This window comes from Cupriavidus sp. 86D6, from assembly GCF_057815095.1.
The window spans coordinates 14,986-26,922 of the sequence record NZ_JBYPSB010000015.1 but is presented as its reverse complement, the minus strand read 5'-3'; the positions used below and the strand labels follow the sequence as shown (position 1 = coordinate 26,922).

The 11,937-nt window shown below is 66.6% G+C and carries 10 protein-coding genes; 3 read left to right on the top strand and 7 right to left on the bottom strand.

The features are described 5' to 3' along the window. Nucleotides 1-39: 39 nt before the first annotated feature. Nucleotides 40-249, bottom strand: coding sequence for a hypothetical protein (locus tag AC3G88_RS24235; RefSeq protein WP_153946947.1), 210 nt, complete (start codon nt 247-249; stop codon nt 40-42). A gap of 336 nt (nt 250-585) precedes the next feature. On the opposite strand from AC3G88_RS24235, the gene trhA reads away from it, so the two are divergent. After that, nucleotides 586-1,203 carry a PAQR family membrane homeostasis protein TrhA gene (gene trhA / locus AC3G88_RS24230; protein ID WP_153946946.1) on the top strand — a complete coding sequence of 206 codons (618 nt, stop codon included), beginning with the start codon at nt 586-588 and terminating at the stop codon, nt 1,201-1,203. Nucleotides 1,204-1,215: 12 nt separating this feature from the next. Here trhA and AC3G88_RS24225 read toward each other — a convergent pair whose 3' ends face one another. The 6 genes from AC3G88_RS24225 to AC3G88_RS24200 form a co-directional block, all read right to left on the bottom strand. Then, nucleotides 1,216-2,463, bottom strand: coding sequence for a CaiB/BaiF CoA transferase family protein (locus AC3G88_RS24225; RefSeq protein WP_488773893.1), 1,248 nt, complete (start codon nt 2,461-2,463; stop codon nt 1,216-1,218). Between the two features lie 15 nt (nt 2,464-2,478). Then, nucleotides 2,479-3,276 (bottom strand): enoyl-CoA hydratase/isomerase family protein, encoded by a 798-nt coding sequence (locus AC3G88_RS24220; RefSeq protein ID WP_488773892.1) that lies wholly within the window; start codon nt 3,274-3,276, stop codon nt 2,479-2,481. After that, complete coding sequence (locus AC3G88_RS24215; RefSeq protein WP_488773891.1) at nt 3,273-4,799, bottom strand: tripartite tricarboxylate transporter permease; 1,527 nt, start codon at nt 4,797-4,799, stop codon at nt 3,273-3,275. Before AC3G88_RS24215 ends, AC3G88_RS24220 begins: the two co-directional genes overlap by 4 nt. Nucleotides 4,800-4,809: 10 nt before the next feature. Further along, complete coding sequence (locus AC3G88_RS24210) at nt 4,810-5,313, bottom strand: tripartite tricarboxylate transporter TctB family protein (RefSeq protein WP_488773890.1); 504 nt, start codon at nt 5,311-5,313, stop codon at nt 4,810-4,812. A gap of 151 nt (nt 5,314-5,464) precedes the next feature. After that, on the bottom strand, nt 5,465-6,469 hold the full coding sequence (locus AC3G88_RS24205; RefSeq protein ID WP_488773889.1) for a Bug family tripartite tricarboxylate transporter substrate binding protein: 1,005 nt from the start codon (nt 6,467-6,469) through the stop codon (nt 5,465-5,467). A 116-nt stretch (nt 6,470-6,585) separates the two neighbouring features. Continuing rightward, complete coding sequence (locus tag AC3G88_RS24200) at nt 6,586-7,794, bottom strand: pyridoxal-phosphate-dependent aminotransferase family protein (protein ID WP_488894068.1); 1,209 nt, start codon at nt 7,792-7,794, stop codon at nt 6,586-6,588. Nucleotides 7,795-8,042: 248 nt separating this feature from the next. Here AC3G88_RS24200 and AC3G88_RS24195 point away from each other — a divergent pair, with 248 nt between their 5' ends. Together AC3G88_RS24195 and AC3G88_RS24190 are read left to right on the top strand one after the other, a co-directional pair. Next, nucleotides 8,043-8,735, top strand: coding sequence for a GntR family transcriptional regulator (locus AC3G88_RS24195; protein WP_400392343.1), 693 nt, complete (start codon nt 8,043-8,045; stop codon nt 8,733-8,735). Nucleotides 8,736-8,810: 75 nt separating this feature from the next. Then, complete coding sequence (locus tag AC3G88_RS24190) at nt 8,811-11,831, top strand: FAD-binding and (Fe-S)-binding domain-containing protein (protein WP_488773887.1); 3,021 nt, start codon at nt 8,811-8,813, stop codon at nt 11,829-11,831. Nucleotides 11,832-11,937 lie beyond the last annotated feature (106 nt).

Below are 11,937 nucleotides of genomic sequence, written 5' to 3'. Positions count from 1 at the left end.
TAGGCGCGGGACTCTGCTCAGGGGCGGATCACGGGCGGATCAGGGGGCCGGCGCGCAGTGCGCCGTGGTGCAGGCGGCCGGCGTGGTGCCGCCATTGCCGCCATTGCCCCCGTTGCCGCCACCCGTGGCGGGCGGCGTCGAGTTGTTGTCGTCGCCGCCGCAGGCGCCAAGCATCAGCGCCAGGCACAGGACACCGGCGCCGAGCATCGGCCTGCGCATGCGCGAATGAACAGTGTTTGTGGTTGTCATGGTTCGAGGTCAGAGAATTTCAGGTGACGGTTCGGGCGTCAAATATCCGGATGCCCGCGCACGATCCCGGCCGCCCTTGTCTTGCAATGTCTTGATGCACAAGGCTTACCCCTCCAAGGGAGGGTGGCTGCGGGCCCGAATTGAAGTCTGGACGCTTGTTATGTCAACGATGTGACCAAAGCGATACCGATCGCGCGTTTGAACGAACATGCGTTGCGAATGAACGTCGAACAGTCAAACAACGAAATGGCGGCGGCTTCGGCAGGCATCGACCGGCTTCGTGCGTCATCCATGCCACAATGCCGACTGGCCAACTACGCAGACGGAGCTTTCGGGATGTATCGCGGGGAACGGTTCAACGGTTACAGTCACCTGGCTGGCGCGGTCCTTTCCGCCGCCGGCATGGCGGTGCTGGTCACCTCGTCGGCGCTCTATCACGACGCCTGGAAGGTGGTCAGCTCCGTGGTCTACGGCACCACGCTGGTGCTGCTCTACACAATTTCCACCGTCTATCACAGCGTGCGCGGGCCGGCCAAGGACATCTTCCGCCGGCTCGACTATTGCGCGATCTACCTGCTGATCGCCGGCAGCTATACGCCGTTTGCGCTGGTCACCTTGCGCGGGCCCTGGGGATGGACGCTGTTCGGCATCAACTGGGGCCTGGCCGCCATTGGCATCGTCCAGGAACTGTGGATCGGCCATCGCACCCGCGTGATATCCCTGTCGATCTACGTCATCATGGGCTGGCTGGTGCTGATCGCCTTTCAGCCGCTTGCAGCGGCATTGCCCACCGCAGGCCTGTACTGGCTGGTGGCCGGCGGCGCGATCTACACCGCCGGCATCGGGTTCTTCCTGTTCGACGAACGCGTGCGCCACTTCCACGGCATCTGGCACCTGTTCGTGCTGGGCGGCAGCATCTGCCAGTTCATCAGCATCCTGCTTTACGTCGACTGACGCATCGATGCCCTATACCTCGGAGATGGTCGCCACCGGCGCGGTCGCTTCCGACACCACGCCCGCCTGCAGCAGCGCGGCAATTTCCGCCTCGCCATAGCCGCATTCCGCCAGCAGTGCACACGTATGCTCGCCCAGCCGGGGCGAGGGCCGGTGATACTGCGCAGGCGTTTCCGATAGCTGTATCGGCAGGCCCAGCGTACGGATCGGGCCCGCTTCGGCATGCTGCTGGCGCACCACCATGCCGCGCGCCAGCGTCTGTGGATGGTTCAGCGCCTCGCCGATCGAATGCACCGGGCCGGCCGGCACGCCGGCGGCATCGAAGGCATCGAGCCAGTGCGCCGACGGTTGCGTCATCAGGATATTGGCCATCTCGGGCAGCAGCGTGTCGCGGTGCCGCATGCGGTCCGCATTGAGGCGGAAGCGCGGATCGTCGATCCACTGGGGATGCCCCAGCACCTGCGCAATGCGCGCCCAGTTCTTCTCGTTGGCACCGCCGACGATGATGTGACCGTCCTGCGTCGGAAACGCCTGGTACGGCGTGGCCAGCACGTGCGCCGAACCGCTGGGCCCCGGCGACTCCCCGGTGGCGAAGTGTATGGCCGCATGCCAGTAGAGCTGCTGCAGCCCGGCCTCGATCAGCGAAGTCTCCACCACCTGGCCGCGCCCGGTCTTCTGGCGGTGCTGGTACGCGGCCAGGATGCCGAACGCGGCCAGCAGCCCGGCATTGATATCGGCGATGGAATTGCCGGTGCGCAGCGGCGGCCCGCCCTCTTCGCCCGTGATGCTCATCAGCCCGGTAAAGCCCTGGGCGATCAGATCGAAGCCGCCCTTGTCGGCATAGGGGCCGCTGCGCCCATAGCCCGAGATCGCGCAATAGATCAAGCCGGGGTTCTCCTGCGACAGCGTGTCGTAGCCCAGGCCCAGCTTTTCGAGCGTGCCCTTGCGGAAGTTCTCGATCACGACATCGGCGTCGCGCACCATGCGCAGGAACACCTCGCGGCCCTCCGGCTTCTTGAGGTCCAGCGCGATGCCGCGCTTGTTGCGATTCAGCATCAGGAACGGTGCCGACACACCATTGATGGCCGGCTCCTTGTAGCCCCGCGCGTCGTCGCCGCCGTCGATCTTCTCGATCTTGATCACGTCGGCGCCCAGGTCGGCCAGCATCATGCCGCAGGTGGGGCCGGCCATGATCTGGGCGAGTTCCAGCACACGCAGGCCGGCCAGCGCGCCGGGCTGCATGGAAGTGAAATCGGACATCGGTCTCCTCCGAAACTAGCGGCCGGCGAACTTCGGCGCCTGCTTGGCCAGGAACGCGCGATAGCCGGTGCGGAAATCCTCGGTATCGAAACAGTCGAAAGCGGCGTCAAGATCGGCCGCCGACAACGGCTTGCCCTCCGCCAGCTGCCGCGCGAATCGCTTGTGCCAGCGCGCCACCAGCGGCGCGCCCGACGCAATGCGCCCGGCCGTGGCGCGCGCTTCGGCGGCCACCTGGTCGTCCGGCACCACGCGCGACACCAGCCCCATCGCATGCGCCTCGTCGGCGCCCACGATACGGCCCTCGAACAGCAGCTCCAGCGTGCGCGAGGTGCCGATCAGCCGGATCAGCGGCGCCATTTCGGCGTGCGCCATGACCAGGCCCAGGTTCTTGATTGGCGCGCCAAAGCGGCTGCTCACCCCGCAGATGCGGATATCGGCCATCGCCGCCACCTCCAGCCCGCCGCCCACGCAGATGCCATGGATCTGCGCCACCACCGGATGCGGGCAGTCCTGCATGGCCCGCGCCGTGGCGTGCATCACCGCGCTATAGGCCACGGCCTGCTGCTTGTTGGCTCGCGTGGTCTCGAACTCGCCGATGTCGTTTCCGGGCGAGAACGCCTTCTCTCCGGCGCCGCGCACCATCACGCAGCGCACCGAATCGTCGGCGGACAGCGCACGAAACGCTTCGCCCAGCTGGCGCCACATGTCCAGCGTGAAGGCATTCAGCCTGGCCGGCCGGTTCAGCACGATGGTGGCCACCGCGTCGTCGCGCGTGACCAGCAGCGTGCCCTGTTCGATCAGTCCTTCGCTCATTCAGCGGCTCCTTCATGCGCCGACATCATCTTGCGGCGCTTCGTCTTTTCCAGCAGGCCACCCAACACCGGCCAGACCAGGATCACCACGGCCAGCGCCATGATCGTGCCAACCAGGCCGTTGGACCAGAACACGTTCATCTCGCCCTGCGACATCAGCATGGTCTGCCGGAACGCGTCCTCGGCCCGGTCACCCAGCACCAGCGCCAGCACCAGCGGCGCCAGCGGGTAGTCGAGCTTCTTGAGCACGTAGCCGACCACGCCGAAGATCAGCATCAGCCAGACATCGAACATGGCGTTGTGCACCGTGAACGCGCCGATCGCGCAGACCACCAGAATCAGCGGCGCGATGATCGCGAACGGGATGCGCAGGATGGCGGCGAACAGCGGCACCGTCGACAGCACCACGATCAATCCGGCCAGGTTCCCCAGGTACATGCTGGCGATCAGGCCCCAGACAAAGGTCTTCTGCTCGGTGAACAGCAGCGGCCCCGGCTGCAGGCCCCAGATCATCAGCCCGCCCAGCAGCACCGCCGCGGTGGCCGACCCCGGAATGCCCAGCGCCAGCATGGGCAGCAGCGCGCTGGTGCCGGCCGCATGGGCGGCGCACTCGGGCGCGATCACGCCTTCGACATTGCCTTTGCCGAACGTCTCGCGCTTGCGCGAGAACCGTTTGGCCACGCCGTACCCCATGAACGATGCGGCCGTGGCACCGCCCGGCGTCACACCGAGCCAGCAGCCGATGATCGACGAGCGGATCAGCGTCATCCAGTAGCGCGGCAGTTCGGCCCAGGTCTTCAGCACCACCTTGAGGTCGATATTGGCGCGCTTGCCGCGGAAGGCGACACCCTCTTCCATCGTCATCAGGATTTCGCTGATGCCGAACAGGCCGATCACCACCACCAGGAAGTCGAAGCCGCGCAGCAGTTCGGTGGAGCCGAAGGTCATGCGCAGCGTGCCCGACACCGTGTCCATGCCCACCGCAGCCAGCGCAAAGCCGATGCACATCGCGATCACGATCTTGGCCTTGGCCTCCTTGCCCATGCCGATGAAGCTGCAGAACGTCAGGAAATAGACCGCGAAGAATTCCGGTGGCCCGAAGCGCAGCGCGAACCTGGCCACCATCGGCGCCAGGAACGTGATCAGCAGCACGCCGGCCAGCGCGCCCAGGAACGACCCCGTGAATGCCGATGTCAGCGCGCGGCCCGCCTCGCCCTGCTGCGCCAGCGGGTAGCCGTCGAACGTGGTGGCCACCGACCAGGCCTCGCCCGGAATGTTGAACAGGATCGACGTGATGGCGCCGCCAAACAGCGCGCCCCAGTAGATGCACGACAGCATGATGATGGCCGACGTGGGTTCCATCGAGAACGTCAGCGGCAGCAGGATGGCCACGCCGTTCGGGCCGCCCAGGCCCGGCAGCACGCCCACCACGATGCCGAGCAGGATGCCCACCAGCATCAGCCCGACGTTGTGCCACGACATCGCCACCGCAAAGCCGCCCATCAATGCATTGAGTTCTTCCATGCCCGCCCCCTCAGAATCCAAAGGCCGCTTCGAGTGGCCCCTTGGGGAGCGGCACGCGGAACTGCATTTCAAAGATCCAGAACAGCACCGCGTTGATGACCACGCCGGTCAGCACCGCGCGCCACCACGCAAACTTGCCGATCGTCAGCATGAAGCCGGCGATGAAGATGGCCGATGCCACATAGATGCCCAGGAAGGCGATCAGCGCCACGTACACCGTCAGCGGCACCAGGATCACCGCCACCTGCCTGAGCTGGGGCCAGGTCACGAACACCGCGTCGTTGGGCGTGCGCGGCGCCTGCCACAGCACCACCAGGCAGGCCAGGAAGATCAGCGCCCCGATGCGCAACGGAAAATAGCCGGCCTCCGGGCCGTCGGGCGCCCAGCCGGCACCGATCCGGTAGTTGCTGACCACCACCACCACCGCGCCCAGGGCGATCAGGATGGCCACGCCGATTTCGGCGGCGCGCACCGTGATCGCCGCCGGCGCGGCGTCATGTCGTTGTTCGCTCATTGGTATCCCCTTGGGTGTTTCGCTCACCTCTGCCACTTGCGGGAGAGGCGCTTGACATGCGATATCGGTATTGGAATCGCTCGCCCTCTCCCCCGGCCCCTCTCCCGCGTGCGGGAGAGGGGAGCAAACCATCAGCACCTGACTTGCGGTCTTACTTCGCCGCCACGAAACCCGCTTCCTTGATGATGTCCTTGTGGCGAGTCTCGTCGGCCGTCAGGAACTCCACGAGCTTGGGGCCGGCGATGAAGTCGTTCTTGAGCGCGTTTTTCTCCAGGTATTCCTTCCACTCGGGCGTGGCCACCACCTTCTGCATCAGGTCCACGTAGTACTTCTGCTGGTCCGGCGTGACGCCGCCGGGCAGCATGAAGACGCGCAGCATCTGGTATTGCACGTCCAGGCCCTGTTCCTTGCAGGTGGGGATGTCGTGCCAGCTCTGCGTGCCCGTGATCCTGGTGGTGTATTGCATGCGCTCCGGTGCGTAGACGCACAGCGCGCGGTGCTCGCCGGCACGCCACTGGCCGATCGATTCGGACGGGTTATTGACGTTGGAGTCGATATGCTTGCCCGACAACTGCGTGGCCGCCTCGCCGCCGCCCTTGTACGGGATGTAGATGAAGCGCACGCCCGCCTTGCGTTCGGTCTGCGCGGTGATGATCTGGTCTTCGCGCTTGGAGCTCGTGCCGCCCATCTTGAACTTGCCCGGCGACTTCTTCACTTCGGCCAGGTATTCGGATGGCGTCTTGTACGGCGCCTCGGCATTGGTCCAGAGCACGAATTCGTCCATGGCCACCATCGCCACGGGCGTCAGGTCGCGCCAGTTGAACGGCAGCTGGCTGATCATGGGCACGGTGTAGAGCGCCGACGAGGTGACCAGCAGCTTGTGCGCGTCGCCCTTCGAGGCCTTGGTATCCATCAGGCCTTCCGCGCCACTGGCACCGGCCTTGTTCACGACGATCATCGGCTGGTTCATCAGCTTGTGCCTGGCGATGATGCCCTGGATCGAACGTGCCATCTGGTCCGACGCGCCGCCGGCGCTGAAGGGCACGACCACTTCCACCGGCTTGGTGGGTTCCCATGCGAAAGCCGGCGCTGCGGCCAGCGCGACGCCAAACAGCGAGGCGCACGCGAGCGCGCGCGCAGCATAACGAAACGTCATGGTCTGTCTCCTTTGGGTGGCGGCGGTGCGCTCTGGCGGCGCATCGGCCTGTTGTCGTGGCGGCCTCTGAAGGGCTGCCTCTTTCTGCTACATCGGTCGGGTTGGCGGGATCGGGATCAGGCTGCGCGCAACGCAGGCTGCGACGCCGCGGCATTGCGCAGGCTTTCCATCGCGGCCAGTACGCCGCCGGCACGGTGCGGCACGCCCGCCAGCGCCAGCCCCATCTCCACGCCGGCCAGGGTGCCCATCAGCGTCAGGTCGTTGAAATCGCCCAGGTGGCCGATCCGGAAGACCTTGCCCGACAGTTTCGACAGGCCCTGCCCCAGCGACATGTTGAAGTTTTCCAGCACGACCTTGCGGAACGTATCGGCGCTGTGGCCATCGGGCATGACCACGGCGGTCAGCGCCGGGCTGTATTCGGCCGGGTTCTGGCACAGGATTTCCAGGCCCCACGCCGTCACGCAGGCGCGCGTTGCGGCCGCATGGCGCTGGTGGCGCGCGAATACGTTCGGCAGGCCTTCCTCCAGCAGCATGTCGCACGCTTCGGACAGCCCGTAGAGCAGGTTCGTGGCCGGCGTGTATGGCCAGAAGCCGTTCTTGTTCGATTCGAGGATCTCTTCCCAGCCCCAGAACGCCTTCGGCAGCTTCGCCTGGGCCGACGCGGCAATCACCTTCTGGCTGACCGCGTTGAACGATATGCCCGGCGGCAGCATCAGGCCCTTCTGCGAGCCCGACACGGTGACGTCCACCCCCCACTCGTCATGGCGATAGTCGACCGAGCCCAGCGACGAGATCGTGTCCACCAGCAGCAAGGCCGGGTGACGGGCGGCGTCGATGGCACGGCGCACGGCCGCTACGTCGGACGTGACGCCGGTCGAGGTTTCGTTGTGCACCACGCAGACCGCCTTGATCTCGTGGCTGCTGTCGGCGGCCAGGCGCGCGCCAATGGCCGCCGCATCCACGCCGTGGCGCCAGTCGCCCACGATGAATTCCGGGTTCAAGCCCAGCTTGTCGGCCATTTTCTTCCACAGCGACGCGAAATGGCCGGTCTCGTACATCAGCACCTTGTCGCCCGGCGACAGCGTGTTGACCAGTGCCGCCTCCCACGCGCCGGTGCCCGAGGCCGGGTAGATGACCACGGGCTGCTCGGTCTGGAAGACCTTGCGGATATCGGCCAGCACCTTCTTGCCGAGCTGCTGAAACTCGGGGCCACGGTGGTCGATGGTCGGATAGTCCATCGCGCGCAGCACCCGATCCGGCACGTTGGTGGGGCCAGGAATCTGCAGGAAGTGCCGGCCGCTCGGATGGGAATTCAGTCGGATCATGTCGCCTCGTGTCCTTATGTTTGAATTTTGTATTCAAAAAACGGGGATGCACTGCCGCGCCAGCATGCGATAATGTTGGCAGGCATATCCGCCTGCTGCTCCGCCTAGAAGCCTTGTAAATCAACGACTACAAGGCCTTTATGCCAGTCGCTGCATGATTCCCGGCACCGAAAATCGCACCGGAACGTGATTCGTGCTTGCCCCAGAGTAGGTTTTGAATACAATACTGTCAAGCCACACGATCCCTGATGAGCACGACTCCAACCCTTTCCCCGCAAGCCGTCGACCGCCAGATCCTGCATGTGGCGGTGGCCCAGCGCCTGCGCACGATGATCATGGAGGGCGATCTCGCGCCAGGCACGCGGCTCAATGAACGCGTGCTGTGCGACCTGCTGCAGGTATCCCGCACGCCGTTGCGCGAAGCGTTCAAGGTGCTGGCCGCCGACGGGCTGGTGACGCTGCTGCCAAACCGGGGCGCCGAGGTGGTGGTGTTGTCGACCGACACCGTCAACCACCTCTTTGAAATGATGGGCGCGCTCGAAGCCATGTCCGGCGAACTGGCCTGCCAGCGCATCACCGAGGCCGAGCTCAACGAGATCCGCGCGTTGCACTTCGAGATGCTGGCCTGCCACGCCCGGCGCGACCTGCCCAATTACTACGCGCTGAACCGGCGCATCCACGACGCCATCAACGCGGCGGCGCGCAATCCGATTCTTGAGGAGACCTATCGACGCATCAACCTGCGTATCCAGGCGCTGCGTTTCCGCTCGAACTTCGACCAGGACAAATGGGACATGGCCGTGCGCGAGCACGGCGACATGCTCGATGCCCTGGCCAGGCGCGACGGTGCGGCCCTGCGTGACATCCTGCGCGCGCACTTGGAACACAAGCACAACGCGCTGATCGCCGAACTAGAACGCGCACAGAACGTCGCCGCCTGAACCGAAGCGCCCGCAGCGGGCGCTCCTGGCCACGGCGGCGTCTTCGAGTGTCCGCAACCGGAGACATCCCCGCTCATGGCCTTGCCTGTCACCCCCACGCCACCCGGCGTGCAACCGCTGCGCTTCATGCCTGGCGCGGCCGCCGCGCCGGCCCTGCAATCGCCGCTGTACCGGCGCCTGGCCGCCGAACTGCGCGGCGACGTGCTGTTCGATACCGCCAGCCGCGGCCGCTACGCCACCGACGCGTCGATCTACCAGATCATGCCGCTCGGCGTGGTGGTGCCGCGCGATGAAGCCGACGCGCGGCTCGCGCTGGACATCGCCCGCGACCTGAAGGCGCCGCTGCTGCCGCGCGGCGGCGGCACCAGCCAGTGCGGCCAGACCGTGGGCGAGGCGCTGGTCATCGACAACAGCAAGTACCTGAACCAGGTGATCGACTTCGACCCACAGGCCCGCACGGTCACCGTGCAGCCCGGCATCGTGCTCGACCACCTGAACGCGTGGCTCAAGCCCCATGGCCTGTGGTTCCCGGTGGATGTCTCCACCGCCGCGCAATGCACGATCGGCGGCATGACTGGCAATAACTCGTGCGGCTCGCGCTCGATCCAGTACGGCAACATGGTCCACAACGTGCTGGGCGTCCAGGCCATCCTGGCCAACGGCGACGATGTCCGCTTCGATGCCCGCTGGCCGGCCGGGGATGCGCCGCACCGCGCCATTGCCGACGGCGTGCGGCGCATCGCCGAGCGCGAACGCGAGGCCATCGCGCAGATGTACCCGAAGGTGCTGCGACGCGTGGGCGGCTACAACCTCGATATCTTCCAGCCCCAGAACGAGCGGCCCTACACCGCCGACGGCAGCGTCAACCTGGCACACCTGCTGGTGGGCTCGGAGGGCACGCTGGCCTACTTCCGCCAGATCACGCTGCAGCTTGCGCCGCTGCCCACGCACAAAACGCTGGGCGTGGTCAATTTCCCGACGTTCTACCAGTCGATGGACCTGACGCGCCATATCGTCGCGCTCAAGCCGGCGGCCGTGGAACTGGTCGACCGCACCATGATCGACCTGGCGCGCAGCAACCCCGCCTTCCGCCCCGTCATCGACAAGGCGCTGATCGGGGAGCCCGAGGCCATCCTGCTGGTGGAGTTTGCCGGCGAAGACCGCGACGCCACGCTGCGCGGCCTGCGCCAGCTGGTGGAACTGATGGCCGACCTGGGCCTGCCCGGCTCGGTCGTGGAAATGCCCGACGCCGGCCCGCAGAAGGCGCTGTGGGAAGTGCGCAAGGCCGGCCTGAACATCATGATGAGCATGAAGGGCGACGGCAAGCCGGTGTCGTTCATCGAGGACTGCGCGGTGCCGCTCGAACACCTGGCCGAATACACATCGCGCCTGACCGAGGTCTTCCACAAGCACGGCACACGCGGCACCTGGTATGCGCACGCCAGCGTGGGCACGCTGCATGTGCGGCCCATCCTCGACATGCGCCGCGACGGCGCGGCCAGGATGCGCGCCATCGCCGAAGAAGCGGCGGCCATGGTGCGCGAGTACAAGGGCGCGTACTCGGGCGAGCACGGCGACGGCCTGTGCCGCGGCGAATGGGTGGCCTGGCAGTTCGGGCCGTCGCTGGCGAATGCATTTGCCGAGATCAAGGCGCTGTTCGATCCCGACAACCGCTGCAACCCCGGCAAGATCGTGCGCACGCCGAAGATGGACGACACGTCGCTGTTCCGCTTCCCGCCGGGCTATACCGTCAAGCCGCTGCAGCCGGCGCTGGACTGGTCGGCCTGGAACGTCACGCGCGATCCTGTCACCGAGGTGGAAAGCCCACCGGGCACCGGGCTGGACCCCGCCAAGGGCCTGGCGGCCGCCGTGGAGATGTGCAACAACAACGGCCACTGCCGCAAGTTCGACGCCGGCACGATGTGCCCCAGCTATCGCGTCACGCGCGACGAGCAGCACCTGACGCGCGGGCGGGCCAACACGCTGCGGCTGGCGCTGTCGGGCCAGCTTGGCAGCGAGGGGCTGCTCGATCCCGCCGTCAAGGACACCATGGACCTGTGCGTGTCCTGCAAGGGCTGCAAGCGCGATTGCCCCACCGGCATCGACATGGCCAGGATGAAGATCGAGGTGCGCGCCGCCAACGCCCGCGCGGGCCGCCTGCGCCTGCGCGACAAGCTCGTGGCTTTCCTGCCGCGCTATGCAGGCACTGCCAGCAAGCTGCCCTGGCTGTTCAACCTGCGCGACCGCGTGCCGGGGCTGCCCCAACTGGGCGAGCGGCTGCTGGGGCTGTCGGCCAGACGCTCGCTGCCGCGCTGGCAGCCGGCCTTCCTGCGCGACGACTACCGGGCACGGCCCGCCGGCGGCAAGGAGGTCGTGCTGTTCGTCGACACCTTCAACAATCACATGGAACCCGGCAACGCACGCGCGGCGCATCGGGTGCTGGAAGCGGCCGGCTACACCGTGCACCTGTCTGGCGTGCCCGGCGAGCGTCCGCTGTGCTGCGGCCGCACGTTCCTGGCGGCGGGTCTGGTCGAGGAAGCCAAGGCCGAAGCGAAGCGCGCGCTGGACGTGCTGCTGCCGTTTGTCGCGCGCGGCGTGGCGGTGGTGGGGCTCGAACCGTCGTGTCTGCTGTCGATGCGCGACGAATTCCTGCAGTACGGCTACGGCGACGCGGCCCGCGCGCTGGCGGACAACGCGTTCCTGTTCGAGGAATTCCTGGTGCGCGAACACGCGGCCGGCCGCTTCGCGCCGACCCTGAAGCCAATCGGCCACCAGCAGGCGCTGCTGCACGGCCATTGCCACCAGAAGGCGTTCGACGCAGTCCGGCCGGTGGAGCAGGTGCTCGGCTGGATTCCCGAACTCAAGACCGCGCTGATCGAATCGTCATGCTGCGGCATGGCTGGCAGCTTCGGCTACGAGGCCGAGCACCACGACGTGTCGATGCGGATGGGAGAACTGTCGCTGCTGCCCGCGGTGCGCAAGGCCGATGCCGATACGCTGGTCGTGGCCGATGGCACAAGCTGCCGCCACCAGATACACGACGGCGCCGGCCGCGAGGCCTTGCACGTGGCGCGGGTGCTGGAGATGGCGCTGTAGCCCTGGTGAGGCCTGCCCTCTCCCCCAACCCCTCTCCCGCGCGCGGGAGAGGGGAGACACCCCACGGCATTTCAAGCACCGTCTGTTTGCTCTCACGGCATTTCAA